The organism is Lachnoclostridium sp. MSJ-17 (assembly GCF_018918205.1).
GTDB lineage: Bacteria > Bacillota > Clostridia > Oscillospirales > Acutalibacteraceae > Ruminococcoides.
On sequence record NZ_JAHLQB010000021.1, the window covers coordinates 1 to 25,331 of the forward strand.

At 48.0% G+C, this 25,331-nt stretch carries 27 protein-coding genes and 1 pseudogene; 24 read left to right on the forward strand and 4 right to left on the reverse strand.

What is annotated here, in order from left to right:
* The 3 genes and pseudogenes from KQI64_RS01320 to cysK (KQI64_RS01335) form a co-directional block, all read right to left on the reverse strand.
* Window positions 1–181 (reverse strand): transposase (locus tag KQI64_RS01320; RefSeq protein ID WP_216522976.1); only part of this gene is annotated, 181 nt, incomplete at its 3' end.
* A gap of 10 nt (window positions 182–191) precedes the next feature.
* A pseudogene (locus tag KQI64_RS10320) lies at window positions 192–1,163 on the reverse strand (ISL3 family transposase); the annotation flags it as partial.
* Window positions 1,164–1,613: 450 nt separating this feature from the next.
* The gene (gene cysK / locus KQI64_RS01335; RefSeq protein ID WP_216522978.1) at window positions 1,614–2,546 is read right to left on the reverse strand and encodes a cysteine synthase A; all 933 of its coding nucleotides are present in this window, start codon (window positions 2,544–2,546) and stop codon (window positions 1,614–1,616) included.
* A 167-nt stretch (window positions 2,547–2,713) separates the two neighbouring features.
* Between cysK (KQI64_RS01335) and KQI64_RS01340 the strand changes: the two genes are divergently transcribed.
* The 20 genes from KQI64_RS01340 to KQI64_RS01430 all read left to right on the forward strand — a co-directional run bounded on the left by KQI64_RS01340 (window position 2,714) and on the right by KQI64_RS01430 (window position 21,435).
* Complete coding sequence (locus KQI64_RS01340; RefSeq protein WP_216522979.1) at window positions 2,714–3,145, forward strand: RrF2 family transcriptional regulator; 432 nt, start codon at window positions 2,714–2,716, stop codon at window positions 3,143–3,145.
* A gap of 10 nt (window positions 3,146–3,155) precedes the next feature.
* Entirely contained in the window at window positions 3,156–4,091 is a 936-nt protein-coding gene (locus tag KQI64_RS01345) for a LysR family transcriptional regulator (protein ID WP_216522980.1), read from the forward strand.
* A gap of 412 nt (window positions 4,092–4,503) precedes the next feature.
* Complete coding sequence (gene cysK, locus KQI64_RS01350) at window positions 4,504–5,427, forward strand: cysteine synthase A (protein ID WP_216522981.1); 924 nt, start codon at window positions 4,504–4,506, stop codon at window positions 5,425–5,427.
* A gap of 12 nt (window positions 5,428–5,439) precedes the next feature.
* The gene (locus tag KQI64_RS10515; protein ID WP_301282403.1) at window positions 5,440–5,574 is read left to right on the forward strand and encodes a hypothetical protein; all 135 of its coding nucleotides are present in this window, start codon (window positions 5,440–5,442) and stop codon (window positions 5,572–5,574) included.
* A gap of 88 nt (window positions 5,575–5,662) precedes the next feature.
* Window positions 5,663–6,571, forward strand: a complete 909-nt coding sequence (locus tag KQI64_RS01355; protein ID WP_216522982.1) for a class I SAM-dependent methyltransferase — start codon at window positions 5,663–5,665, stop codon at window positions 6,569–6,571.
* Window positions 6,568–7,029, forward strand: coding sequence for an S-ribosylhomocysteine lyase (locus KQI64_RS01360; protein WP_216522983.1), 462 nt, complete (start codon window positions 6,568–6,570; stop codon window positions 7,027–7,029). Before KQI64_RS01355 ends, KQI64_RS01360 begins: the two co-directional genes overlap by 4 nt.
* A 5-nt stretch (window positions 7,030–7,034) precedes the next feature.
* Window positions 7,035–8,192 carry a trans-sulfuration enzyme family protein gene (locus KQI64_RS01365; RefSeq protein ID WP_216522984.1) on the forward strand — a complete coding sequence of 386 codons (1,158 nt, stop codon included), beginning with the start codon at window positions 7,035–7,037 and terminating at the stop codon, window positions 8,190–8,192.
* 2 nt (window positions 8,193–8,194) lie between these two features.
* Window positions 8,195–9,106, forward strand: a complete 912-nt coding sequence (locus tag KQI64_RS01370; RefSeq protein ID WP_216522985.1) for a PLP-dependent cysteine synthase family protein — start codon at window positions 8,195–8,197, stop codon at window positions 9,104–9,106.
* A 12-nt stretch (window positions 9,107–9,118) separates the two neighbouring features.
* Window positions 9,119–9,898: an amidohydrolase family protein gene (locus KQI64_RS01375; RefSeq protein WP_216522986.1), complete on the forward strand. Its 780-nt coding sequence runs from the start codon at window positions 9,119–9,121 to the stop codon at window positions 9,896–9,898.
* A gap of 269 nt (window positions 9,899–10,167) precedes the next feature.
* Window positions 10,168–10,404: a hypothetical protein gene (locus KQI64_RS01380; RefSeq protein ID WP_216522987.1), complete on the forward strand. Its 237-nt coding sequence runs from the start codon at window positions 10,168–10,170 to the stop codon at window positions 10,402–10,404.
* A gap of 32 nt (window positions 10,405–10,436) precedes the next feature.
* Entirely contained in the window at window positions 10,437–11,546 is a 1,110-nt protein-coding gene (locus KQI64_RS01385) for an ABC transporter substrate-binding protein (RefSeq protein ID WP_216522988.1), read from the forward strand.
* 33 nt (window positions 11,547–11,579) lie between these two features.
* A complete protein-coding gene (locus tag KQI64_RS01390) occupies window positions 11,580–12,392 on the forward strand; it encodes an ABC transporter ATP-binding protein (protein WP_216522989.1) in 813 nt (270 codons plus the stop codon).
* The gene (locus tag KQI64_RS01395; protein WP_216522990.1) at window positions 12,392–13,312 is read left to right on the forward strand and encodes an ABC transporter permease; all 921 of its coding nucleotides are present in this window, start codon (window positions 12,392–12,394) and stop codon (window positions 13,310–13,312) included. The genes KQI64_RS01390 and KQI64_RS01395 overlap by 1 nt, the downstream gene beginning before the upstream one ends.
* 14 nt (window positions 13,313–13,326) lie before the next feature.
* Entirely contained in the window at window positions 13,327–13,848 is a 522-nt protein-coding gene (locus tag KQI64_RS01400) for a 2-oxoacid:acceptor oxidoreductase family protein (RefSeq protein ID WP_216522991.1), read from the forward strand.
* On the forward strand, window positions 13,845–14,135 hold the full coding sequence (locus KQI64_RS01405) for a 4Fe-4S binding protein (RefSeq protein WP_216522992.1): 291 nt from the start codon (window positions 13,845–13,847) through the stop codon (window positions 14,133–14,135). The genes KQI64_RS01400 and KQI64_RS01405 overlap by 4 nt, the downstream gene beginning before the upstream one ends.
* A complete protein-coding gene (locus KQI64_RS01410; RefSeq protein WP_253289143.1) occupies window positions 14,135–15,307 on the forward strand; it encodes a transketolase C-terminal domain-containing protein in 1,173 nt (390 codons plus the stop codon). Before KQI64_RS01405 ends, KQI64_RS01410 begins: the two co-directional genes overlap by 1 nt.
* Window positions 15,297–16,184: a thiamine pyrophosphate-dependent enzyme gene (locus tag KQI64_RS01415; protein WP_216522994.1), complete on the forward strand. Its 888-nt coding sequence runs from the start codon at window positions 15,297–15,299 to the stop codon at window positions 16,182–16,184. The genes KQI64_RS01410 and KQI64_RS01415 overlap by 11 nt, the downstream gene beginning before the upstream one ends.
* 19 nt (window positions 16,185–16,203) lie before the next feature.
* Window positions 16,204–17,544 carry a phenylacetate--CoA ligase family protein gene (locus KQI64_RS01420; protein ID WP_216522995.1) on the forward strand — a complete coding sequence of 447 codons (1,341 nt, stop codon included), beginning with the start codon at window positions 16,204–16,206 and terminating at the stop codon, window positions 17,542–17,544.
* A 54-nt stretch (window positions 17,545–17,598) separates the two neighbouring features.
* Window positions 17,599–18,759, forward strand: coding sequence for a pyridoxal phosphate-dependent aminotransferase (locus KQI64_RS01425; RefSeq protein ID WP_216522996.1), 1,161 nt, complete (start codon window positions 17,599–17,601; stop codon window positions 18,757–18,759).
* 513 nt (window positions 18,760–19,272) lie between these two features.
* Window positions 19,273–21,435, forward strand: a complete 2,163-nt coding sequence (locus tag KQI64_RS01430) for a transporter substrate-binding domain-containing diguanylate cyclase (RefSeq protein ID WP_216522997.1) — start codon at window positions 19,273–19,275, stop codon at window positions 21,433–21,435.
* A 394-nt stretch (window positions 21,436–21,829) separates the two neighbouring features.
* Here KQI64_RS01430 and KQI64_RS01435 read toward each other — a convergent pair whose 3' ends face one another.
* The gene (locus KQI64_RS01435; RefSeq protein WP_216522998.1) at window positions 21,830–21,979 is read right to left on the reverse strand and encodes a hypothetical protein; all 150 of its coding nucleotides are present in this window, start codon (window positions 21,977–21,979) and stop codon (window positions 21,830–21,832) included.
* 402 nt (window positions 21,980–22,381) lie between these two features.
* Between KQI64_RS01435 and KQI64_RS01440 the strand changes: the two genes are divergently transcribed.
* The 4 genes from KQI64_RS01440 to KQI64_RS01455 form a co-directional block, all read left to right on the forward strand.
* Window positions 22,382–22,702, forward strand: coding sequence for a solute carrier family 23 protein (locus tag KQI64_RS01440; protein ID WP_216522999.1), 321 nt, complete (start codon window positions 22,382–22,384; stop codon window positions 22,700–22,702).
* 44 nt (window positions 22,703–22,746) lie between these two features.
* On the forward strand, window positions 22,747–23,712 hold the full coding sequence (locus KQI64_RS01445) for a bile acid:sodium symporter family protein (RefSeq protein ID WP_216523000.1): 966 nt from the start codon (window positions 22,747–22,749) through the stop codon (window positions 23,710–23,712).
* Window positions 23,713–23,841: 129 nt separating this feature from the next.
* Window positions 23,842–24,543 (forward strand): hypothetical protein, encoded by a 702-nt coding sequence (locus KQI64_RS01450; RefSeq protein WP_216523001.1) that lies wholly within the window; start codon window positions 23,842–23,844, stop codon window positions 24,541–24,543.
* A 447-nt stretch (window positions 24,544–24,990) separates the two neighbouring features.
* A partial coding sequence (locus tag KQI64_RS01455; protein ID WP_216523002.1) for a hypothetical protein occupies window positions 24,991–25,331 on the forward strand: 341 nt, incomplete at its 3' end.

Below are 25,331 nucleotides of genomic sequence, written 5' to 3' on the forward strand. Positions count from 1 at the left end.
TTAAGCCACCGCAGCGGAGCATGATCATCGAAATGAGATTGTCGATGTTGCGGAAGCCGTAAGCCATCCTGACAGAGAGCTTGATCTTGTTGTTTGTGGCTTCGATCCGGGCGTTGGAGATACCGTTGGTTATGGTTGCGATGCGCGTCCTTGTGCCGCTTGATCTTTCTTTGCAGCTCAACAAACTGCTCGATTCTGCACGACCATGCCCTTCGCCGCCATTTATCCAAGGCAGTTGACACCTCGTCGGGTGACAGCTTAAAAATCAATCGCAGTTCCTCCTTCAACCGATATGAAGTTGCCAACCGTCGGTCATGCAGTAGCAGCTGCTTGAGTTTCGCCTGATAAGTCTCGCTCAGATTCTCCGGATTCATCAGCAAGGAATATCTGGATGACTTGACAGCATCAACATGCTGCTCAGCCGATGACTTTTGTTTTTTGCCGCCCTTCGGTCTGCCGCGTCCGGATTTTTCCTTCTTCTCTTTTGCTAGTTCCGCACGCGCCTTGTTCCACTCCTCGCGGCGAACCTCGTCCAAAACTTTTGTACACCATGCCACTACATGGAACGGGTCAATGCAAAACTCCGCGTTGGGGCAGTATTCCTAAACCGTATCCTTTATCCATCTTGCGCCGTCTCCCGATACAAGGCGGATCTTAGAGCGTTGCTTTACATCCAACTGCTTGAAAAACGGCTCTAATACTGTCTTTCCGTGCCCTTTGGCAGCCCATACAACCGCATTTGTGTCATGGTTGACAATGACGGTGATGTATTTGTGCCCCTTCTTGTATGAGGTCTCGTCTATGCCGATATTCACCAAATTATCGAGCGGCTGATTGTTTGCAGACAGCTCTTTTTCTACGCGGGAAATGATTGGCCCGACAGTATCCCAACTGATTCTCAGGTACTCGGCGACCGCTTTGCGTGACAGATGAAGCGAGAGCCATATGACAGTATCCTCAAAGTTCCTTGTGAATTTTGAATGGCGACGCGCCCAAGGGAATTGTTGGACGACTACGCCGTGCTCGGGGCAGCATACTCTTGGGGCTTCGGCTTCCACATATACTTTCAGACCGGTGCCAAAATCGGGTGCACGCCACCTGCGAATACCATTTCCGCAATCATATCGGGGTGATTTTTGTCCGCAAACACTGCACCGACACATATCTCTTTTATGCGGACGTGCGCTGATGATCAGTTGAGAATCTAGGTTGCATTCTTCTATCTCAACTTTTTCTACAACGATATTCTTGACACCGAGAATTATTTTTGATAAACTTGAAACTGTCACGGAGCTCCACTCCTGTCCTTGATTTAGACGCAATTTCAAGTATATCACGTGGAGCAACGTGACTTTTCTTTTTATTCAATTTTTACCCACTGGTTCTAGGGATGAGCCTCATTTATATGTGTACGATACCGCTGCCGACGGGCTTCTCTCAGATGAATTTCTTTGAATTCAAATAAATCAACAATATTTTTGAACAGGCATTTTGCGGCAGACTTGACAAGCTGTGGTCTCCATGCCCTGAGAGCAAGATCAACCGCGGTAAATGGTAAAAAATGCCCTCTTTCTCAAATTGAACTGAGAAGGAGGGCATTTTAAATATTTAGATTAGTCCGCAAACAGGGGAGTGGAGAGATAACGGTCGCCTGTGTCAGGGAGGATGACTACGATCGTTTTGCCCTTGTTTTCGGGACGCTTTGCAAGCTCGATTGCTGCCCATGTCGCAGCGCCGGATGAAATACCTACAAGCACACCTTCAGATCTGCCGATAAGCTTGCCTGTCGCGAACGCGTTCTCGTTTGATACGGGAATGATCTCATCGTAAACATCGGTGTTGAGTACGTCGGGAACGAAGCCCGCGCCGATACCCTGAATCTTATGAGCGCCTGCAACGCCCTTTGAGAGTACGGGAGAGGTCTCGGGCTCGACCGCAACAACCTTAACGCCGGGGTTCTGCTCCTTGAGATATTCGCCTGTGCCGGTAACGGTGCCGCCTGTGCCTACGCCCGCAACGAGGAAGTCGACCTCGCCGTCGGTATCAGCCCAGATTTCGGGACCTGTTGTAGCCTTGTGAACGGCGGGATTCGCAGGATTGACGAACTGACCGGGGATAAAGCTGTTCTCGATTTCCTTTGCAAGCTCCTCAGCCTTGGCGATAGCGCCCTTCATGCCCTTGGTGCCGTCGGTGAGAACAAGCTCAGCTCCGTATGCTTTCATGAGCTGACGGCGCTCAACGCTCATTGTTTCGGGCATTGTGATGATAAGTCTGTAGCCCTTTGCAGCAGCAACGGAAGCGAGTCCGATGCCGGTGTTGCCCGATGTCGGCTCAATAAGAACGCTGCCGGGTTTGATGAGTCCTTTGCTCTCGGCGTCCTCGATCATCGCCTTTGCGATTCTGTCCTTAACGCTGCCCGCGGGGTTGAAGTATTCAAGCTTTGCAACGATTTTCGCCTGTAAGCCGAGTTCCTTTTCAATATGGGTCAATTCAAGCAAAGGTGTCTTGCCGATCAACTGGTCTGCTGTCTGATAAATCTTACTCATAATAATTACCTCCTGAAATTATAACCTACAAAAGAAGTATGTTAGTGGAATGACTATATAATACACCCCTTTTTTAAATTTGTCAATAGAAAATTTGAAAAAAATCTTGAAATCATATCAACATACTGCTATAATAGGGAAAAGAGAATAGTTAAGGAGTGAAAAGTATGTTGATTTCAACAAAGGGACGTTACGCGCTTCGTGTTCTTATTGATATGGCGGAGCATAGCGGAAACGAATATATCAAGCTCAAGGACATTGCCGAGCGGCAGGAGATATCCGAAAAATATCTTGAGAGCATTGTCAAGCAGCTTGTCATAAATAAGATCGTAACCGGTCTGCGCGGCAAGGGCGGCGGCTATAAGCTGTCAAAGCAGCCCGACGAGATAAACGTTGGCGATATACTGCGTTTTATGGAGGGCAGCCTTGCGCCTGTTGCCTGTCTGGAGGAAAACAGCCTGCCCTGTCCGAAGATCACCGAATGCAGGACCCGTGAATTCTGGAGCGGACTAGACGACGCTATCCGCCGCTATACCGACAGCTTTACGATCGCGGACTTGACGCGCAAGCAGGAAGCCGGCAATGATTATGTGATTTAGGAGACAAAGAGTGACGATTCAACAATTAAGATATGTGACGGTTATCTGCGACGAGGGTTCGCTGAACAAGGCGTCCGAGCAATTATATATCGCGCAGCCGTCATTGACAAGCGCGCTGCAGGAGCTCGAAAAGGAAATAGGAATAACTATTTTTAACCGCGGCGGCAGGGGTGTGACTCCGACTAACGACGGCTTGGAGTTCATCCGTTATGCTCGTGATGTCATTTCGCAGTACGATATTCTGCTCGAAAAATACGGCAGGGGCGGCAATCTTAAAAAGAAGTTCGGCATCTCCACTCAGCACTATTCCTTCGCGGTCAAGAGCTTTGTGGAGATGGTAAAGCACTTCGGAACCGACGAGTATGAGTTCGCGATCCGCGAGACAAGAACGCGCGATGTGATTGACGACGTGTCGGTAGGCAGGAGCGAAATTGGTATTCTTTATATTAACGATTTCAACCGCAAACCGCTGGAAAAGCTGCTGAAATCAAACGGTTTGGTCTTTACGCCGCTGACGGAGTGCAGCGCCTATGTGTATCTATGGAAGGGTCATCCGCTTGCCGGTAAGGACAAAATCCGATTTGAGGACTTGAAAGACTATCCGTGCCTTTCATTTGAACAGGGCGACAAGGGTTCGTTCTATTACTCCGAGGAGATACTGAGCACGAGCGAGTATCCCAAAACGATCAAGGCGACCGACAGAGCCACTATGCTCAATTTGATGATCGGACTGAACGGCTACACCCTTTGCTCGGGAGTTATCAGCGAGGAGCTCAACGGCTCGGATTATCTCGCCGTTCCGTTCGAAGCCGACGATGATACTGTCGGCAGTAATATGGTGATAGGTTATATCTCCAAAAAGAATCTTATGCTGAGCAACCTCGCTCAATTATATGTTAGAGAGCTCGAACAATACCTTTGCAGTTACCAGGAATCACATAAATAGGATATTTAATCACCGTGTAGCAGGTGTAGCAAGTAAATATGTTAATTTCTATATCATTCTCTTTTTAAGTATTTATTGATTTTACTTGCTACATCTGCTACATTCCTGCGGCACCTATAGTTGTTGACCTGTTAAACTGCGGTGTCAGGCAATTATCTGTACAACAAAAATTCAGCCGGGTGTTAAGTCTGAACACCCGGCGTTTTCTATATCCGGCAATAGAAAGAATCTATAACTGTTGTGGTAAAAACACCTTGACAAACAAAGTGAAATGTGAGATAATATATCCCAGAACAAACCTACTAAGTAAATAGGTATTATTGATAGGGGAATTATTATGAGTTTTTTAAAACCCTTGAAACGATGTTGACTCTGATGTAAATCTTTAATAATTCAGAGGGAGTATACTATTATGAAAACATATAAGAAAATTACTGATTTAATCGGAAACACACCGCTTTTGGAACTTGAAAGCATAGAGAAAAATACAGGCGCGACTGTATTCGGCAAGCTGGAATATTTCAATCCTGCGGGAAGCGTCAAGGACAGAATTGCCAAGGCGATGATTGACGACGCTGAGGCTAAGGGAATCATAAAGCCGGAGTCTGTTATTGTTGAGCCGACCAGCGGCAACACGGGTATCGGTCTTGCTGCCGTAGCAGCCGCGAGAGGCTATCAGGTCATAATAACCATGCCCGAGACCATGAGTGTTGAGCGCAGAAATCTTTTGAAGGCATACGGCGCTAAGGTGGTTTTGACAGAAGGCGTAAAGGGAATGAAGGGTGCGATTCAGAAGGCGCAGGAAATTGCGGCTGAAAATGAGCATAGCTTTATTCCGAGTCAGTTCACAAACAATGCCAACCCCAAGGCGCATTATGACACCACGGGACCTGAAATCTGGAATGACACCGACGGAAAGGTCGATATTCTTGTCGCGGGCGTCGGAACAGGAGGAACCGTTTCCGGAGTCGGCGAATATCTTAAAAACAAGAACCCGAATGTTCAGGTCGTCGCTGTTGAGCCGTCCGGCTCTCCCGTATTGTCGGGAGAAAAGCCCGGACCGCATAAGATTCAGGGTATCGGAGCGGGCTTTGTTCCCGAGACGCTGAACATCGACGTTTACGACGAAATCATCAAGGTAACAAACGAGGATGCGTTCGCAACAGGCAAATCGCTTGCAAAGCATGAGGGATTGCTTGTCGGAATTTCATCGGGAGCGGCTGTTTGGGCTGCGGCTCAGCTTGCGAAGCGCCCCGAGAATAAAGGTAAAATCATCGTGGCAATTTTGCCCGACACGGGAGAAAGATATCTTTCAACTCCCATGTTTTCAGAATAAGAGGTACGAAAAATGATTATCAACAGCAATGTTAAATTCAATACTGTTTATGCCGAGGTCAGCGCGATTGATTTCGGCGGCATTGCTGTGCCCTGCTGCGCCTGCTGTATGTGTTGTGCGGACACAGGCGGCGGTCATGGGATTTGATGAAGATAAATTTGTTTTCCAACCTGAGCCGTCTGTCTGCATTCTGCAGCGCAGGCGGTATTTTTATGCCTGAACGGAGGAAAAACTGATGATAGAAACAAGGGAAAGCGTTACCGCAAAGCTCTGTTCCTTTGCCCGCGCTTTTCATTCCAATATCGGAAGCAATAAGATTTTCGACGATTATCTCGCCTTTGATTTGATGGGCAAGGACGGGTACGAGGAAATGGGTCAGCTGATTCAAAATGATTTCGACGCGGAAAAGTCGGATAAAAACTTCACCTTTGCGTCAAAAAAGATTGCAAACCGCCTCAACCGCTATATCACGCCGATTCCGCTCTCACGAATCGCCTTTGCGGAACGAGAGTTGAATGCGTTCGCGCGGCATCACGGTAAATGTCAGTATGTGATTTGCGGAGCCGGTATGGATACCTTTGCGTTTCGCAACGATAACCCCGATATCGAGGTGTTTGAGCTTGACCATCCCGACACGGGACGATACAAGCGGCGCAGAATCAGAGAGCTTGAGTGGATCATTCCCGATAATCTCCACTTTGTACCGATAGATTTTTCAAAGGACGATATGAGCGAAAGGCTGCTTGCTTCGGGCTATGATCCTCAAGTTCCGACATTTTTTGCAATTCTCGGTGTGTCCTATTATCTGACGCTATCTGTCTTTGAGGAGACGATCCGCAAAATCAGCTCGATGTGCTTGGCGGAGAGCAAGGTTGTTTTTGATTATCCCGACGAGACCACGCTGCTCGGTCAAAGCGTTGAGCGCGTTCACACGCTTGCGGATATCACCGAAAAGCTCGGCGAAAAAATGCTGCACGGATATTCCTACAAGGAGGTATACAGCGCGCTCGAACGTTACGGCTTTGAAATCGAGGAGCATGAAACGCCGCAGATGATTCAAATGCAGTATTTTAACAACCGCAGCGACATGGCTGCATTCGAGAATATCAATTTTATTTTGGCTTACAAGGAGAGTGTGCTATGAAAACAATAGCAAGCTTTACCGTCAATCACGACAGGCTTGAAAAAGGAATGTACATTTCACGCGTTGACGGAGATGTAGTGACCTATGACATCAGAATGAAAAAACCGAACGGCGGAGATTATCTTGGCAACGGCGAGCTTCACACCATTGAGCATTTGTTTGCCACCTACGCGCGCAACAGCGAAGTGTCGGACAATGTTGTATATGTCGGACCGATGGGTTGCCGCACAGGGTTTTACCTGCTTGTCAGGGACAGCGTATCGCATGAACGAGCTCTCCGTCTGGTGCGCGACAGTCTTACGTTTATCTCTGACTTTGAGGGCGAAATCCCGGGAAGTAAACGCGCGGAGTGCGGAAACTACGCCGAGCATGATCTGGACGCCGCAAAGCAAACGGCAAGAGATATGCTCTCCGTTCTGAAAAATTGGAAAGAAAATGATTTGAAGTATAAGGAGTAATCATCATGGCAAGTTATAAAAAAATAGAATCCGCATTGATTCACGGAGGAATATCTACAGACTCATTCACGGGAGCGGTCAACGTTCCAATCTATCAGACCTCGACCTATCAGCAGAGCGGCTTGGGCGAGGAGCCTAAGTGGGAGTATTCGCGCACAGGCAATCCGACCCGTGCTGCACTTGAAGCTTTGATTGCGGAGCTCGAGCACGGCAAGGCAGGCTTTGCTTTCGGCTCCGGCATGGCGGCAATTACGGCTGTGCTCAGTCTGTTTGAATCGGGAGATAAAATTCTGATTTCGAGCAACGTCTACGGCGGTACCTTCCGTGTGCTCGACAAGGTGTTCAATCATTTCAATATCGGCTATTCGATCGAGGATACCACCGATTTAGCTGCGCTGGAGAGTAAAATCACCTCGGACGTCAAGGCGATTCTCGTTGAAAGCCCTGCTAATCCGCTGCTGACGATCACAGACCTCGCGGCAGTAGCTGCGCTTGCGAAAAAGCACGGCATTCTCTCGATTGTCGATAACACCTTTATGACACCGTACCTGCAAAGACCGATCGAGCTGGGTGTTGATATCGTCGTTCACAGTGCTACAAAGTACCTCGGTGGTCACAGCGACGTTGTGGCAGGCTTGGTTGTCGTCAACGATGACGACCTTGCACAAAGACTCGCCTTTATTCAGAACTCAACAGGCGGTGTGCTGGGACCCTTCGACAGCTTTTTGCTCATCAGAGGAATCAAAACCCTTGGCGTGCGCCTTGACCGACACGTTGCAAACGCTGAAAAAGCCGCTGAATATCTGCAAAACCACAAGGCGGTCAAGAAGGTATACTATCCCGGACTGCCCAATGCGCAGGGCTATGAAATCAATAAGCGGCAGGCGAAAAACGGCGGTGCAATGATTTCCTTTGAGCTTTATGAAAACTATAACATCAAAAAGTTTTTCAAGGCATTAAAGCTCGTTGCGCTTGCAGAGAGTCTGGGCGGCGTGGAGAGCCTTGTGTGCCATCCCGCAAGCATGACGCACGCCTCCATTCCCTACGAGGTGCGGCAAAAGGTCGGCATCACCGACGGCTTGATCAGACTGTCCATAGGCATTGAAAGCATCGACGATATTCTCGCCGATTTAGAGCAGGCGATTGCGGAAAGCGAGGAATAATCATGGCACTTTATAATGATATGAAGCAGCTTATAGGAAACACACCGCTCGTAAAGCTGAATCACATTGATTTGCCCGACGGAGCGAATCTTTATGCGAAATTAGAATTATACAATCCGTCCGGCAGTGTTAAGGACAGAATCGGAAAATATATGATAGAGGACGCGGAAAAACGCGGAATACTGAAAAAGGGCGGAACTATCGTCGAGGCAACGGCAGGTAACACGGGTCTTGGAATCGCCTTTGCCGCCCTGAATAAGGGCTACAAAATCATCTTTGTTGTGCCAACCAAATTTTCCGAGGAAAAGCAGACCCTTTTACGTGCGCTCGGAGCGGAGATTATCAACACGCCGCGTGAAGGCGGTATGCTCGGCGCGTGGGACAAGGCGGAGGAAATCCGCAAGTCCATTCCCGACGCAGTGACGCTCGAGCAGTTCAAAAATCAGGCGAATCCACAGGCGCATTATGAAACGACAGGCAAAGAAATTTATGAGGATCTGAACGGTCAGATAGATTACCTCGTCGCAGGAGCGGGAAGCGGCGGCACATATTCAGGAGTTGTTAAATTTCTGAAAGAGAAAAATAAGCAGATTGTCGGCGTTCTTGCCGATCCCGTCGGCTCCACGATGGGCGGCGGAGAACACGGAGACTACAACATTGAGGGTATAGGCAACGACTTTATCGCCGACACCATGGATATGTCGCTTGTCGATCAGGTTGTCAAAATGACCGATGACGAAGCCTTTGACGGTGCGCGTGAGCTTGCCGCAAAGGAGGGAATCTTTGCGGGTTCTTCCTCGGGCGCGGCTCTGGCGGCGGCAAAAAAACTGATCAACAGCGGCGCAAGGGGCAATATCGTCATCATTCTTCCAGACCGCGGCGACCGCTATTTCACCAAACATCTTTACGAATAGGCGGCGATCAACATGCGGATCATTGATTTTCACGCGCACATCTATCCCGATAAAATTGCCGAAAAGGCGACGGATGCCACGGGCGATTTCTATGGCATTACGCCTGCCTGTGTCGGTACAAGCGAAGAATTGCTCAAAGAGGGCAAAAGGGCGGGTATTGACAGATTTGTCCTTTTGCCCGTCGCAACCAGACCCGAACAGGCGCGGCATATCAACACTTTCATCCGCGACGAGGTGAACGCTCACGCCGAATTTCACGGCTTCGGAACGCTTCACCCCGACTGTGCGGAAAAGCTTGAGGAATCGGATTATATCCTGCAATCAGGTTTGTTGGGCGTTAAGCTTCACCCCGATACACAGGGCTTCAATACCGATGATAAAAGGCTGTTTGAGGTGTACGACTATTTGCAGGGCAGAGGAACGCTGATCGTTCACTGCGGCGACAAGCGATTTGACTATTCCCATCCGCGCCGCCTGAAAAATGTGATCGACAATTTTCCGAAGCTCCGCGTCATTGCCGCGCACCTCGGCGGCTGGTCGCTGTTTGATGAGGCGTTCGCGCTGCTGAAAAACAGCGATTGCTTCCTCGATATCTCGAGCTGCACAATGTTCCTTCCGCCGGAAAAGGTCACAAAATACATTCGCGGCTACGGCGCCGACAGGGTTTTGTTCGGCACGGATTTCCCTTTGTGGAGCCCTGAAACTGAGGTGAAAGCCTTTCAAAGGCTCTCTCTTACCTCGGAGGAATTTGAAAAAATCGCGTACAAAAATGCGTTAAGGGTTATAGATTAAATCTATTACCAACTATACCTATAGGATATTAGACAAATACAAAAAATAATGATATAATAAGCTCACTGAAACGAAAGGAGAGAACACCATGACCATGCGTAAAGTCTGTTGTGCAAGTAAAATGATGTGTACGATGCAAAAGGGATACTTTTGCGTTGTGGCATGCTGCGCGCTCCGAATGTGAAGGGCAATTCTGCGTTTCACTAAGGAAGTCAGCGCCTGACTTCCGTTTTTTTATGCCTGAAAACGGGCGGAAAGGGAGTAATCAAATGAAAAAGGTAATAATCGTCTGTATCATCGCGCTTGTCGCAGCGTTCAGCGTAACAGGCTGCGCTAGCTCAGGTGCGCTAAACGAAAGCAGTCAAAGCCAAAGTACAACGAAAGATTGTTGCAAGGATAAGGAATCAACCGATTCCGAGGTTCCCGACTGCTGCAAAAACAAGGAGCATACAGATAACAACTCATCAAAAACCTCAGACGTTCCCGACTGCTGTGCGGGAGAATAAAACAGATAACCAACCATAGAAAGGAAATCATTATGAAAACAAAAATCATTGCGGCTTTTCTTGCTGCCGCGCTTTCAGTAGCCGCTTTTACCGGCTGTAATACATCATCAGACAGCTCATCCACCCCTGAAACCTCCGCAAGCACCGCTTCAAACGGTGAAGCAAAGCTTGAAAAGACGACCTTCAACCTCGGTCATCTCAATTCCACAGCTCATCTGCTCGGATTTGTTGCAAAGGAAGAAGGTTATTTTAAGGAAGAAGGTCTTGATGTAACGCTCACTCTGTTTTCTTCCGCGGCGGAGCTTTCAAGCGGACTTGAAAACGGTAAGCTCGATGTTGCTTTCATCGGCTCCGTTCCCACGCTCACCTTCCAGAGTCAGGGTCACGACCTCACGATTTTCGGCGGTGAGATGACAAACGGTCACGGCTATGTGATAAAGCCCGAATTTGTCGAGGGAAAGTCAGACTGGGATGTTTCGATCCTCAAGGGCAGGAACGTAGCTTCCGTAAAGAATTCCGTTCAGGATGCTGAACTGCAAATCCTCTTGAAGGACAAGAAAATCGAAATCGGCGAGGGCGAGGACAAAGTGAATATCGTTTATTTCGACAGCCAGAAGGACGCTTACAACGCGCTCCAGAACGATTCCATTGACGCGGCTTCGGCGTATTCGCCCTACACCTCGCTTGCAGAGAGCCAGGGCTACAAGATCGTTTACCGCTGCTCCGAGGAAAAACTCCTCGAAAACCAGCCCTGCTGCCGTCAGGTAGCCGCAACAGAGGCGCTTTCAAAGTATCCCAATTCCTACAACGCTTTTGAGCGCGCACTGATCAAGGCATATAAGTTTACGCAGGAAAACAAGGAGGGTACCGTTAAGGACGTTAAGAAATACATCGACATCGAGGAAGATTTGATCAATACAGAGGTTTACGGCGGCTACGGCACATCGGTTCCCGACCCCGACAAGCAGGGCACGATAACGCTGAAAAACGCAATCGTAGAGCTTGGCTATACCGAGGATTACGATATTGAGAAGCTCTATAACACCGATATCTACAAGAATGCTCTCGCGAGTCTGATCAAAGAGAATCCCGACGATAAGATTTATGCTGAGCTTCAGAATCACTTTGATGAATTTGAATAATTCATAATTATATAAAAACTGAGATGATTGTATATGAGCAAGATAGAAATTCACAATTTAACGGTTGACTACACCGAAAAAAAGAACCGCTTCACCGCATTGAAGGATGTCAGCTTTTCCATTGAAGACGGCGAGTTTGTCAGCGTCATCGGCTCAAGCGGATGCGGAAAAAGCACGCTGCTAAGTATTTTGGAGGGTATCAATACGCCGACAGCAGGCGAAATCCTGATTAACGGCGAGCCGATTCACGGCACCGGTACCGACAGAGGCGTTGTGTTTCAGCACTATTCGCTTTTTCCGTGGATGACCGCCAGAAAGAATGTCGCCTTTGGTATCAAGCAGGTTAACAAAGAGGCAAGCAGAACCGAACGCCTGAAAATTGCCGATGAGTTTTTGGAAAAGGTCGGACTCAACGAATTCAAAAATAAATATCCCTCGCAGCTTTCAGGCGGAATGCAGCAGCGCGTCGCAATCGCCAGAGCCTTGGCGATGGACACCGATATTCTCCTGATGGATGAACCGTTCGGCGCGATCGACGCGAAAAACCGCACCATTTTGCAGGAGCTCCTGCTCGAGCTGTGGGAGGGCGACGGCACAAGCGCCAGAAAAACCGTTGTATTTGTCACGCACGATATCGACGAGGCGATTTTGCTCTCGGATAAAATCGTGATGATGACCGCGAATCCGGGTCAGGTTTACCGCGAGATCAAAGTGCCGTTTGACCGTCCGCGCAACCGTGCACAGCTTGTTCAGACAAAGGAATACAATCAGTTCAGAAATAAGCTGCTGGCGATGTTCTACAGCGACATCGTCAGCAAAATCGGCGGAGACGAGGTGGTGCTGTAATGACGATCAAAAAAAGATACCTCAGAGTTGTTCACGCGCTGTTTATTGTGCTTTTGCTGATTCAGCTCCTGCCCGATAAACTCAGCGGCGATACCTACGCGCTGTACGTTGTATGGTTTGCCGTCGGCGTTGAAGCGCTGACGCTGCTTGTATCCTCGTTTATCAAAAAGCCCGTCGGCTTGAATCTGTTTACGGATATCGTCGGTTTCATCTACGGCTTGCTGATTGCCTGGACGCTGGCTACCGCCAAGTTCAATCTGTTAAAGCCCGCGCTATTCCCGCCGCCCGGAAAGGTCTTTTGGAGAATGATTGGCGATTACGAAACGATCGTAACCAACATTTTCAGTTCCGTCGGCATCATTTTGCAGGGCTATCTGTTGGCGCTGGTCATAGCGATCCCGCTCGGACTGTTTCTCGGATGGAGCGCAAGACTCGGCAGCGCAGCGACCTATATTTCCAAATTTCTCGGCGCGATTCCGCCAATCGTCTATATTCCATATGGTATCGCCTTGCTGCCGACCTTCCGTTCGGTTTCGGTTTTTGTCATTTTTCTTGCGACCTTCTGGCCTGTGCTCGCAGGCACTATGAGCGGCGTTATGAATGTCGACAAAAAGACGATCGACTCCGCAAAGGTGCTGAACGTCGGAAAATTTACTATGCTGTTTTCCGTCATTCTCCCGGCTTCGCTGCAGCAAATTTTTATCGGCTGCAACCAAGGGCTGACTGTGTCGTTTGTACTGCTGACTTCGGCAGAGATGATCGGCGCTCAGAGCGGCCTGGGCTATTACATTAAAAACTATTCCGATTTCGGAGACTACACCAGAACGCTTGTCGGATTGATCGTGATAGGCATCGTGATTGTCGCGATCTCGTTTGCGTTCAATAAGATACAAAAATACCTGCTTCGCTGGAAGCACTGAAAGGAGGGCGCACAGTGACTGAAATTTTATGGCACGGCAGGGGAGGACAGGGAGCCTTTACCGCCGCAAGACTTCTAGGCGACGCGTATTCGCTCAGGGATAACGCGTATGCGCTGGCGTTCCCTTCCTTCGGCCCCGAGCGCAGGGGCGCGCCAATCCGCGCGTTCACCAAGCTCGATGAAAAGCCGATAGGCAACCGCAGCGAAATTACCAGATCCAACTACAGTATTTTTCTTGATGACACGCTTTTCAGCGAGAAGTCTTTTCACGAGCTGAAGCAAAACGGAAAAATACTTTTAAATACAAAGAAGCAGTTTGACGATCCGCGCGTGATAACGCTCGACGGCGACGGTATTGCGGCGCGGATCCTCGGATTGCCTATTACCAATACGATTCTTTTAGGCGCGTTTGCGGCGGTATCACGAGAAATTTCTCTTGAAGAAATAAACGAAGCGATTCGGCAAACCATGCCGCGACGCCTGCACGAAAAGAATATCGCCGCCGTCAAAGCGGCATATGAGGAGGTTGTCTCATGAAGCCTTATCTGAGGGATTTCGTCCCGACCTCTTTTGAAGATATTCCCGACGCGACCGCTTATGAGGCAGGGTATCTTGTCACCAAAAACGCGGGTTGGCGCAATGTCCGTCCCGTGATCGACAATACAAAATGCGTCGGCTGTCTGAATTGTTATCTTTACTGTCCCGACGGCGTGATTTTCCGCGAGGGAAGTAAGGTTAATATAGATTACGACTTTTGTAAGGGCTGCGGAATATGCTCAAAAATCTGCAAGCCCGGGGCAATAAAAATGGAGGCGGAAAAGTAATGGCTAAAAAGTTCTTATCGGGCAATGAGGCGTTTGCCTACGGCGTTCGACTTGCGCGTCCGCAGGTGATTTCCGCTTATCCGATCACGCCGCAGACGATAGTAGTGGAGAAGCTTTCCGAGTTCGTTGAGGACGGCAGCCTGAACTCGGAGTTCATTCATGTGGAATCCGAGCATTCCGCGCTTTCCTGCGCGATCGGTGCATCCTCTGTAGGCGCGAGGGCTTTTACTGCGACCTCCTCTCAGGGCTTGCTCTATATGGCTGAGTGTTTGCCTTATGCCGCAGGCGGCAGGTTTCCGATCGTCATGATGAACGCCAACCGTTCAACGGCACTTCCGTGGAACATCTACGGCGATCAGCGCGATTCTCTCTCTCAGCTCGACAGCGGCTGGATCCAGGCATATGCCGGCAACGCGCAGGAAGCACTTGATCTGGCTTTGATGAGCTTTTATATCGCCGAGCACAGCGAAGTCAGCACGCCGTTTATGGCGAATCTCGACGGATTTGTGCTCACCCATACCTATGAGGTAGTAGACGTTCCTACGCAGGAACAGGCAGACGCTTTTCTTCCGAAGTACGAAACGGAAAATAAGCTTGACCTGCAAAATCCGCGTAACCTTGCTTTCTCGGCAGGACCCGACACCAACACGTTTTTTAAGTACAAGGAGCACCTCGGTATTCTGAATGCTTCCAAAATCATTGAAAAAGCCGAGGAGCGTTTTGCGGAGATCTTCGGCAGGCGTTACAGCGGTTTGACGGAGAGCTATCAAACCGATGACGCGGAATATATTCTGATTACCCTCGGCAGTATTTCGGGACTTGTCCGCGAGGCAGTGGATAAGCTCAGGGCAGAGGGAAAACGCGCGGGACTGTTGAGATTGCGCTATCTTCGTCCGTTTCCGAATGAGGAAATTTCAAACGCCGTCAAGAACGCCAAAGCGGTCGCAGTGCTTGAAAAGGACATCTCCTTCGGCAACGAGGGCACTGTTTATACCAACGTCAACTCCGCCCTGCAAAAGGCAGGAATCAATATTCCAAATTCGAATTATATCGGCGGTCTCGGCGGAAAGAATATTTCCTTTGAAGAAATTAAAAGTATCTTTGACGAGCTGGAAAATCAGCGGTCGACGGTAAAATTTTTAGGGATCGGCGGTGAAGCAAATGGCGATTAACGCAAAAACGATCAGTGAAACAGAGCTGTTCTACGGTCACAAGGCGTGCGCCGGCTGCGGAGGCAGTCTCGCGGTGCGGATCGCTCTCAAGGTTTTGGGAGAAAACGCGGTAGCCGTCCTTCCGGCAGGATGTATGTCGGCTGTAGGCTTCAACTTTCCGCAGCTTTGCTTCGGCAACAACGCCATCATCTCGACCTTCGCGGGCACGGCATCCATGCTGACCGGCGTTGAAGCGGGACTTCGGGCGCAGGGCATTACCGACTTTCACACTGTAGGCTTTGCGGGCGACGGCGGCACGGCTGATATCGGCTTGCAGGCGTTGTCGGGTGCGATCGACCGTAACGACGATATTCTCTATATCTGCTACGACAACGAGGCGTATATGAATACCGGCATTCAGAAAAGCTCACTGACCCCGTTCGGCGCGAGGACGACCACCACTCCGGCAGGCAAAAATATACGCGGCAATCTCAGACCTAAGAAAAATTTGTTTGAGATTGTCGCCGCCCACGGAATCCCATATGCCGCTACCGCGAGCGTAGGGTATCTCAATGATTTTATGCGTAAGGTGGAAAAGGCTAAGCAAACAAAAGGCACAAAGTATATTCATATTCTTGCGCCCTGTCCTACAGGCTGGGGCGTCAAGACAGACGAAACAGTTGAAATCGCCAAGGAGGTCGTTGACTGCGGCCTTTGGTACCTTGCTGAATACGAAAACGGCGGTTTTACGCTGAATCACCGCCCGAAGGAGTTTTCGGACGTTTCGGCTTATCTCAGACGTCAGAGCCGGTTTAAGCATCTGACCGACGAGGACATAGAAATCATCACACGCTCCCGCGATAAAAAATGGGAGTTTATCAATCAAAATTTTAAGTGATTTTAAGGAGTAAAAAGCAATGAGCAGAGATATTAATAATAAATTCTGGGACGAGGAGCTTGAGACCCTGCCTCGTGAAGAGCTTGAAAAAAGACAGCTTGAGGATTTGAAGGAGATCGTCAAATTTGCCTACGAAAATGCGCCCTATTACAAGCGCAGCTTTGACGAGGCAGGAGTAAAGCCCGAGGATATCAAAACTCTCAAGGATATTCAGAAGTTCCCCTTTATCAACAAGAAAACCCAGCGCGACACGCAGGGTGTAGGATCCTTCTTAGGCGAGCTTGCGGCAGTTCCGGAGGATGACGTTGTGTTCATATCCACCTCGTCAGGTTCCACGGGCGTTCCCACTATGAGCCCGTTCACCAAGAAGGACTTTGACGAGTTTCAGGATACCGAAAGCCGCTGGTTCTGGCAGATCGGTATGCGCCCGAACGACCGCTATGTTCACGCGCTCAACTTCTCGCTCTATGTAGGGGGTCCCGATGTTATCGGCGCACAGAATCTCGGTGCGCTCTGCATCTGGGGCGGTACGCTCCCGAGCGAGCGCCTGCTGTTCGTATTGAAAACCTACAAGCCCACCGTCATTTGGACGTCTCCGTCTTACGCATGGCAGCTCGGTGAAAAGGCGCTCAAGAGCGGCATTGATCCCAAAAAGGATTTGAATATCAAGAAAATCATCGTTGCAGGCGAGCTCGGCGGCTCGATCGACGCCACCAGAAAGGCGATAGAGGACATCTGGGGCGCGGAGGTATACGACTTTTACGGACTGTCCGACATTTTCGGAGCCTGCGCCGCCATGTGCGAGGCGAAGGACGGACTTCACATCGCAGAGAATCATATTCTCGTTGAAACAATCGATATTCACACAGGCGAGATTTTAGAGCCGGGTGAGGTCGGCGAGCTGGTATTTACAACGCTCAGAAAGCATGCGCGTCCGCTGATTCGCTTCCGCACAGGCGACATCGGACGCATCGATAACACCAAGTGTTCCTGCGGAAGAACGCACGGCAGAATTCATATTCTGGGCAGAAAGGATGATATGTTCATCGTTTCCGCAGTAAATGTGTTCCCAAGCGATATCGAGGCGGTCATCCGCGAGCAGGACGGCATTACGGGCGAATATCTTATCAGGATTTTTGAGAGAGATTTCACTAATAAGTACGCCGTTGAAATCGAGAAGAACAGCGATAACCCCAAGACCGACGAGGAGGTTGCCGCCGAGGTTTCAGCAGCGCTGAAAGCGCGTATCGGCGTTAAGCCCGCAAGAGTTGTCGTTCATCCTGACGGAGGACTTGACACCCGTTCCGAGCACAAATCAAAGCGAGTTATTGACGAGCGAAACCTTGAATACGTCATTTAATAAGTATATAATAGGGCATAAAACAGCCCAAATAATAACGATGGAGGAATTTTTATGCCCGAGCTATCCAAACGAACCGAAACCTTTACAGATTCCGTCATCCGCCGCATGACCAGAATTTCAAATAAATACGGCGCGGTTAATCTCTCTCAGGGTTTTCCTGATTTTGAACCGCCGCGCGAGCTGCTCGACCGGCTTGCCGAGGTGTCAAACGAGGATTTTCACCAGTATTCCATCACCTGGGGCGCGCAGAATTTTCGTGAAGCACTTGCTGAAAAGCAGTCGCGGCTTATGGGCAGAAGGATAGACCCTAACGCGGAGATCGTCGTCACCTGCGGCAGCACAGAGGCGATGATGGCGGCGATGATGACCGTAGCCAATCCGGGAGACAAGGTTATTGTGTTCTCGCCGTTTTATGAAAACTACGGCGCTGACACGATCCTGTCGGGAGCGGAACCAATCTATGTTCCGCTCTATCCGCCCGAATTTAACTTTGACCCAAATGAGTTGGAAGCAGCTTTCAGACAAAAGCCCAAGGCCTTGATCCTCTGCAACCCTTCCAACCCCTGCGGCAAGGTGTTCACCTATGACGAGCTGAAAATCATTGCCGACCTCGCCGAAAAATACGATACGTTTGTCATTACCGACGAGGTTTACGAGCACATTGTCTACGCGCCGCACAAGCACACCTATTTCGCTTCACTGCCCAATATGTGGGAGCGCACGATTTCCTGTTCCTCACTATCAAAAACCTATTCAATCACGGGCTGGCGTTTGGGATATATTATCGCGCCGCCGCATATTATCGACGTGGCGAAAAAGGTTCATGACTTTTTGACAGTCGGCGCGGCTGCACCTTTGCAGGAGGCGGCGGTGACAGGACTGCGCTTCGGCGATGATTATTACAGGCAGCTCACGTATAAATACACCGAAAAACGCGATTTGTTCCTTAAGGGGCTCGACGATATCGGAATCTCTCATACAATTCCTCAGGGCGCTTATTATGTGCTGCTTGACATCTCGGAATTCGGCTTTGACAGCGACCTTGATTTCTGTGAAAAGCTCGCCGAAAAGGTCGGCGTAGGCGCGGTGCCGGGCTCAAGCTTCTTCCGTGAAAACGTCAACCACCTGATTCGTCTGCACTTCGCCAAGAAGAATGACACCCTTAATGAAGCGCTGAACAGACTTTCACAGATAAAAAAGCTTAAACTGTAAGATGTTAGCAAATGAAACGAGTTAGCTCTATACCCGGTAATATCTTACACGCAGCTGCTGCGGCAATTGTATCGGAAAGCAATCTTAATGACAATTCCTTCAAGCCGAATGGTTGTAAAAGACCATTCGGCGTTTGCTATTCAATAACAGCTTTTTCTGATATCATAACGCATCATAATCATTTTTCGGTAATATGGATTCAAATAACATTATTAACAATATTTTACACAGTTTGACAACTTTCAATCAGGCTGTGTATTATTTTTTCGATTATTTACGAATTCCGGTCGCTGAGCAGTCAAAAACGGAGCTTGCATTCGCAGGGCGGAGTTTGCGCTCACTGGACAAAAATCGTTGTAATTTATATATCTTATTGTTGCAAAAGCGAAAAAATTATGGTAAAATATAATACAATTAGATTGAATTTGATATCATATTCAGCAGCTCCGATACATAGTCTCCTATATTTAGTTGCTGTATCACATCATGCAATACACGAGATGGTGATATAATATGAAAAAGAATCTTACATATATCAAACGATTTGCCGCTCTCCTGCTTTGCTTTGTGATGATTTGTGTTTGTCTGTTGCCGATTGCCGCGAATGCGGAAGAGAAAGAAAAAACTGTCCGTGTCGGATGGTACGATGCTCCTGTCAGTATGATAGATCAGTACGGCAGACGCTCCGGTCATGCCTATGAATACCAGGCGAAAATCGCCGCCTATACCGGATGGAACTACGAGTATGTAGAGGAAAGCTGGCCGAATCTGCTGCAGATGCTCATCGACGGAGAGATTGATATGTTGAGCGACGTTTCCTACACGGAAGAGCGGTCAGAGAATATGCTGTTTCCTCACTTGCCTATGGGAGAGGAGGATTACTACATTTTTATCTCTCCGGATAACAAAGACTATATTCCGGACGACTATTCCTATTTTGACGGAAAAAAGGTCGGCGCGAATAAAGGCAGCTTACAGGAAAAGATGTATCAGGATTGGGAAAAGTCAAACAATATTGAGTCTGAGTTGTTTGAAGCGACCTGTTCCGAAGATGAGTCATTTGAAATGGTGCGCAAAGGTGAACTGGACGCCTTTGTGTCGATAGACGGCTACGGTGCAGCTGATATCGCCGTGCCGGTTGTCAAGATCGGTTCATCGGACTATTACTTTGCGATCAACAAAGACCGCCCTGATTTGCTGGAGGATCTGAATGCCGCGATGAGCCGCATTATGGATGAAAACCCCTATTATAATCAGGATATGAAAAAGAAATATATCAGTACCTCCGGCGCGAATCTTTTTTTGAGCTCCACGGAAAAAGAGTGGCTTTCCGGTCACGGAAAAATCCGAATCGGATATCAGGACAACAATTTGCCGTTTTGCGCTGAGGATAAAAAAACAGGTGAATTGTCAGGTGCTTTGAAGGACTATCTGGATGATGCTTCGAAATGTTTTGAAAACGCTGAGCTTGTCTTTGAGCCTGTCGCTTATCCTTGTGCGGCTGATTTGATACAGGCGCTTGAGAACGGTGAAGTAGACTGTATGTTTCCTTCTAATCTGAGCACCTCCGACGTTGAGGCATTGAATATCGTTTTGACGCCGTCGATTATTTCCTCAGAGATTTACGCGGTCGTTCGTAAGCCGAATCAAAATACGTTTTTACAGCAGGCAGTCAACCATGCCGCTGTGATAGAGGGCGATCCGAACTATAAAGCAGTCATGATGGACCATTTTCCGAACTGGAAATGGGATGGATACCCGGATACGCAGTCCTGCCTCAAAGCGGTGGCGGACAAAGAAGCCGACTGTTTTCTGATAAGCAACTATTATTACAACAAACTGGCAAAGCAGATTGAAAAGCTGAACCTGACCGCATTAGCTACCGGAGAGATCTTGGATTATTACATTGCGGTCGTCGAAGGCAACACGGAACTGTATTCTATACTTACGAGAACTACCAATATCGTCAGCAAAGCCAATATCAACGCTGCGTTGTCATACTATTCCGCAGAAGAAGCTAAAACCACTCTGATCGATTTTATTCAGGATAATCCGGCTGTTGATATCGCGGTAGTCGTTGTGATCGCGGCGTTTGTATTAATTATTGTTACGCAGCATCGAATCATTCGAGCCAAAAAAGAAGTAGAAAAAAGCAATCATAAGGTTGAAAGTCTTAACAAACTCGTCTATGTTGACGCGCTCACATCTTTACATAACAAGGGCGGTTTTGACGAGAGTCTGCAGCAAATCCAAAAACGACTTGATGACGGAGAGCAGTTTGATTTCGCGATCGTGATGCTTGATTGTAACGACCTCAAACCAATCAACGATCAGTACGGTCATGATAAGGGAGATATTTACCTGCAGACATCCAGCCAACTGGTCTGCCGCGTGTACAAAAACAGTTCCGTATTCAGGATTGGCGGAGATGAATTCGCTGTTATTTTGCAGGACGAGGATTTTCAGAACAGAAATGATCTGATAGAACGGTTCAATAAAAGCGAGGCTGAAATATGCGCTTCTGCCGAAAACGAATGGGAAAAGGTGGACATGGCGATCGGAATGGCGGAATATGACCCGCGAGAATGTGATTCTGTTGACAATGTCGTACATCATGCAGATATAAATATGTACGAGAATAAACGCGCAAAAAAGAAGGCGCGTTCCAAAAGCTGATAAGCGTACCGATCATGCATACTTACAATCCCATCATCGGTCGATAGAATCATCACATATCTGCCACATTGCTCACCTTCCGGGTGAGGAATAATGAATCGACAAAGCAAATGCTCTGCCTGACAGACTGAACAGTCTGTCAGACAGAGCTTTTTTGTATTGAAATATATACTGCCATCTGATGCCCTCAAACTCGAAAATGGCTTATTAATGAAAAAACAATGCCACTGAATGGTATCAATGGCATTGTTCATTATGTGTCCTTGCTGCACAAAAGGATATTTTTTGCGTAAACCCGGTATAGTTTTGAACCCACGGGCTTTTACATCACTTTTTGGGTTTTCAAAAAATCGATCATGGGCGCGAGCTCTTGGACGGCGTCCCACGCTTCCGCTTACTTTTTGCACGCTACCGGCGGCTTTGATTTCACGGGAGCCGCGTCAACAAACAAATCCTTATATCCGTTTTTGAGTCTTTTGCACTTCATGCAGTAAACCTCTCTGCCAAGGTTAATGCAGTCGGCGCAGGTCTTTTTGTTTTCCATTTTCAAAACCTCCAAGAAAAATCATACAGGTGTATTGTATCACAAGCTCGGAGGTTTTAGTATCTTTATAGGAAAATTACAAAATCGTAATTGGTAAAACACAACATCATCCGCCGAGAGGGAAGTACGCCTTTTTCGTGGCAGGTGCTACCTGTTCATCACAGGATGAGTAGGTGGAGATACCCTGCTTGTTGAAAGAATACTCCTGTTTCTGTTTGTTTTTCTGATGTATAGATATTGAAATTTTTTGGTTAATCGTGTATGATTATTTACAGAATTCTTTCAATAAAGAAAACCATTATCCAAAAATGAACAGGAAAAAATGGATCTTCTCGGACTTGCCGCAAAGTATTGGATCAGGATAGTGTCGCCGATAGTATCTGCTTCCGTAGTAACCGCCATATGGCTGGATTGTTTCCTGTGTTCGTAATCTTGATTACAACGCTCCCAAGCTCAGCGTTAGGCGGCTGCACAATGATTATGTTCGCAAACATCATCGTAAGTGGTTTGGATATGTTCAGACGTTGCGGGCTGACGAAGAGAAATATCGCTGTTCTGGCTTTTTCTTTGAGTTTTGGTTTGGGATTTACACAAGTCCCCGGGATATTTGATGTTTTCCCTGATGTCGTAAAGACAGTTTTTGCTGAAAACTGTGTTGCCATTGTATTTGTAATAGCCGTCATTCTTGATCGTGTCTTGCCTGTTGAAAAGGACGCGGTGTAATAAAAAAGCTTTAATCTCAGCGAAAAAACGGAAAAGGTGATTTGATGAAAGTAATTGAAAAAATAAGCGAAATAATCGGAAAATACATGGCTTTAATAGTTCTTGCGGTAGCCGCGCTTGCGCTGTTTGTGCCGCAGTCGTCGCTGTGGATAGATACCTCTTGGATCAACTATCTTCTGATGATTGTGATGTTCGGTATGGGACTCACCATGAAACCGAAGGATTTTACACTGATTTTCAAAAGACCGAAAGATATTATAATCGGCTGCGCGGCGCAGTTCATTATTATGCCGGCACTGGCATTCGGATTGAGCCGGATTTTCGGACTTGACCCTGCGCTTACCGCAGGCGTGGTGCTTGTCGGAACCTGCCCGGGCGGCACGGCGAGCAACGTGATGACTTACTTATCAAAGGGCGACGTTGCACTGTCTGTCGGAATGACGAGCGTCAATACCCTGCTGGCACCCCTTCTCACGCCCGCAATCACTTGGCTGCTGTTGCAAACGACCGTCAGTGTGGATGTTTGGGCGATGTTTTGGAGCATAATTCAGGTGATTATCATTCCGATCGCTCTCGGCTTTGTCATTAACCATTTCTTCGGCAAAATAACTGAGAAAGCGGTCACCGTGCTTCCAATGGTTTCGACCATCGCGATTTGTATGATCGTCGCCGCTGTTGTATCACATAACGCAGAGAAAATCTACACAAGCGGCGCTCTTGTACTTGCCGTTGTCATTCTTCATAACCTGCTCGGCTACGCTTGCGGCTTCGGACTCGGCAAGCTCCTCAGATTGCCTCCGGCAAAGACAAAGGCGCTGTCAATCGAAATCGGTATGCAAAACTCGGGGCTCGCTACCAGCCTTGCGGGTACAGCATTCCCGAATCTTGCAATGGCGACTGTTCCCGGTGCGATCTTTTCTGTATGGCATAATATCTCCGGCGCGATCTTAGCGGGATTCTACAGGAGATGGAAGAATAACCAAAAAGGAAAAAGCGTAAAAAGTAAATAACTCTGCGTAAAAAACCACAAAAAACCTCTTTATTGTTTGTTTCTGTTATTCATATTAAGGATTGATTTTTATTCCGAATTAGAATATAATTTAACTTGCAAAAGCAAATTGAAATGGAGGAAAATCATTATGAAACAGACAATAAAGAAGTCGCTGGCAATCATATTTGCCGCTTTGATCACAAGTGCAACTGCCGCTATGCTTACGGGCTGCGGTGGGGATAATAAAGAATCCAACAGCGCTGCAACGACCGTTGCTGCAACAACTGTTGCCAAAACAACCGGTTCCAATGGACAAAGCAGCAACGCAAATCAGACTCAGGGCAATCAGAATTCGCAATCTGCCGAGAGCAACGGCTCTGATAACGGCAGCAGCTCACAGTCCGATGACGGCTATATTGACCAGCAGACAGCTATTGCCAATGTTAAGCAACAGGCAGGGTCAGGCGCGACCATTATCAGCTCCACAAAGGGCTATGCCCCCGACGGCTTAAAGGCGTGGATTATAGTTGTTCAGCCCGTAACCAATAATGACAGTACAGATACCGTGACCTACTACTCAGGCTATCAGTTCTGCTATCCCGAAACAGCTTCTGGAAATAATGATTCTGACAACTCGGATGACTCTGACGGCTATATTGACGAGCAGACCGCTATTTCCAATGTAAAACAGCAGGCAGGCTCAGGTGCAACCATTGTCAGTGCCGCAAAAGGCTATTCTCCCGATGGCTTAAAGGCGTGGGTTATCGTTGTTCAGCCGGTAACCAATACTGACAGCACAGATACCGTGACCTATTACTCAGGCTATCAGTTCTGCTATCCCGAAGACTGAGCGTAATACGTTTCTATACAACAAGCTCCTATCATCAAAAATCTGCTGCCATGTCGAAGTAGTTTTCGGTATGGTGGTTTTTTGCGTGACAATCATTGCCTCCCTGATTCATCAGAGGAGCAGCGATATTGCAACCATACAGTTAGTTGTAAATCCGGTAATGACATTCAATCATGTTTGTGGTATAATAAACGCAGGAAAAGTCTTGCTGATTAATTAGGGCAATTTTTTGCGTTTATTAAATGCCGATCTCAGCGCACAAACGGATATGGCAGAAACAAAATAAGTACAATAATCTGCATGAAAAGGATAGGCTTAGACATGAGAAAAAAACTACTGATACTATGGATTTGTATAGCGTTGGCAATCATATCTTCCGTTATTGTTGTGTTTGCCATAGGCGGCCGGTATACACTTCATACCAATACATTTCTGGGAACGGATACATTGCCGCAAACTGAGGTCAAGCTAAGTGACGAGAATGTTGCGCGCATGACGGACGTCCGAATGGAAAACGGGGAGCTTATCTTTGAGTTTGAAGCGCTGAACCCCGGAAAGACAGCAGTATATATCAGCTATGATTACGGGGATGTCATGATGCCTTCGCACGAAAGAACCTTCGAGGTGAATGTCTTTGGCACCCTGCTTGACCGCACAGACGGTATAATAAAGTTCAACGGATTTCAGTACATCGTTTACGCTGCGCTTGCAGTGCTTTTTGTCATCCAGTTTGTTATGCTGTGGATGTTCAATGACTATAGGAAAAATGGCGATTTTTCCTATCCGAT

Excerpts from the sequence above, each read along its gene's own strand:
- cysK (WP_216522978.1), bottom strand. The coding sequence starts at position 2,546 with ATGAGTAAGATTTATCAGACAGCAGACCAGTTGATCGGCAAGACACCT.
- KQI64_RS01340 (WP_216522979.1), top strand. The coding sequence starts at position 2,714 with ATGTTGATTTCAACAAAGGGACGTTACGCGCTTCGTGTTCTTATTGAT.
- cysK (WP_216522981.1), top strand. The coding sequence starts at position 4,504 with ATGAAAACATATAAGAAAATTACTGATTTAATCGGAAACACACCGCTT.
- KQI64_RS10515 (WP_301282403.1), top strand. The coding sequence starts at position 5,440 with ATGATTATCAACAGCAATGTTAAATTCAATACTGTTTATGCCGAGGTC.
- KQI64_RS01355 (WP_216522982.1), top strand. The coding sequence starts at position 5,663 with ATGATAGAAACAAGGGAAAGCGTTACCGCAAAGCTCTGTTCCTTTGCC.
- KQI64_RS01360 (WP_216522983.1), top strand. The coding sequence starts at position 6,568 with ATGAAAACAATAGCAAGCTTTACCGTCAATCACGACAGGCTTGAAAAA.
- KQI64_RS01365 (WP_216522984.1), top strand. The coding sequence starts at position 7,035 with ATGGCAAGTTATAAAAAAATAGAATCCGCATTGATTCACGGAGGAATA.
- KQI64_RS01370 (WP_216522985.1), top strand. The coding sequence starts at position 8,195 with ATGGCACTTTATAATGATATGAAGCAGCTTATAGGAAACACACCGCTC.
- KQI64_RS01375 (WP_216522986.1), top strand. The coding sequence starts at position 9,119 with ATGCGGATCATTGATTTTCACGCGCACATCTATCCCGATAAAATTGCC.
- KQI64_RS01380 (WP_216522987.1), top strand. The coding sequence starts at position 10,168 with ATGAAAAAGGTAATAATCGTCTGTATCATCGCGCTTGTCGCAGCGTTC.
- KQI64_RS01385 (WP_216522988.1), top strand. The coding sequence starts at position 10,437 with ATGAAAACAAAAATCATTGCGGCTTTTCTTGCTGCCGCGCTTTCAGTA.
- KQI64_RS01390 (WP_216522989.1), top strand. The coding sequence starts at position 11,580 with ATGAGCAAGATAGAAATTCACAATTTAACGGTTGACTACACCGAAAAA.
- KQI64_RS01395 (WP_216522990.1), top strand. The coding sequence starts at position 12,392 with ATGACGATCAAAAAAAGATACCTCAGAGTTGTTCACGCGCTGTTTATT.
- KQI64_RS01405 (WP_216522992.1), top strand. The coding sequence starts at position 13,845 with ATGAAGCCTTATCTGAGGGATTTCGTCCCGACCTCTTTTGAAGATATT.
- KQI64_RS01410 (WP_253289143.1), top strand. The coding sequence starts at position 14,135 with ATGGCTAAAAAGTTCTTATCGGGCAATGAGGCGTTTGCCTACGGCGTT.
- KQI64_RS01415 (WP_216522994.1), top strand. The coding sequence starts at position 15,297 with ATGGCGATTAACGCAAAAACGATCAGTGAAACAGAGCTGTTCTACGGT.
- KQI64_RS01420 (WP_216522995.1), top strand. The coding sequence starts at position 16,204 with ATGAGCAGAGATATTAATAATAAATTCTGGGACGAGGAGCTTGAGACC.
- KQI64_RS01425 (WP_216522996.1), top strand. The coding sequence starts at position 17,599 with ATGCCCGAGCTATCCAAACGAACCGAAACCTTTACAGATTCCGTCATC.
- KQI64_RS01430 (WP_216522997.1), top strand. The coding sequence starts at position 19,273 with ATGAAAAAGAATCTTACATATATCAAACGATTTGCCGCTCTCCTGCTT.
- KQI64_RS01435 (WP_216522998.1), bottom strand. The coding sequence starts at position 21,979 with ATGGAAAACAAAAAGACCTGCGCCGACTGCATTAACCTTGGCAGAGAG.
- KQI64_RS01440 (WP_216522999.1), top strand. The coding sequence starts at position 22,382 with ATGGCTGGATTGTTTCCTGTGTTCGTAATCTTGATTACAACGCTCCCA.
- KQI64_RS01445 (WP_216523000.1), top strand. The coding sequence starts at position 22,747 with ATGAAAGTAATTGAAAAAATAAGCGAAATAATCGGAAAATACATGGCT.
- KQI64_RS01450 (WP_216523001.1), top strand. The coding sequence starts at position 23,842 with ATGAAACAGACAATAAAGAAGTCGCTGGCAATCATATTTGCCGCTTTG.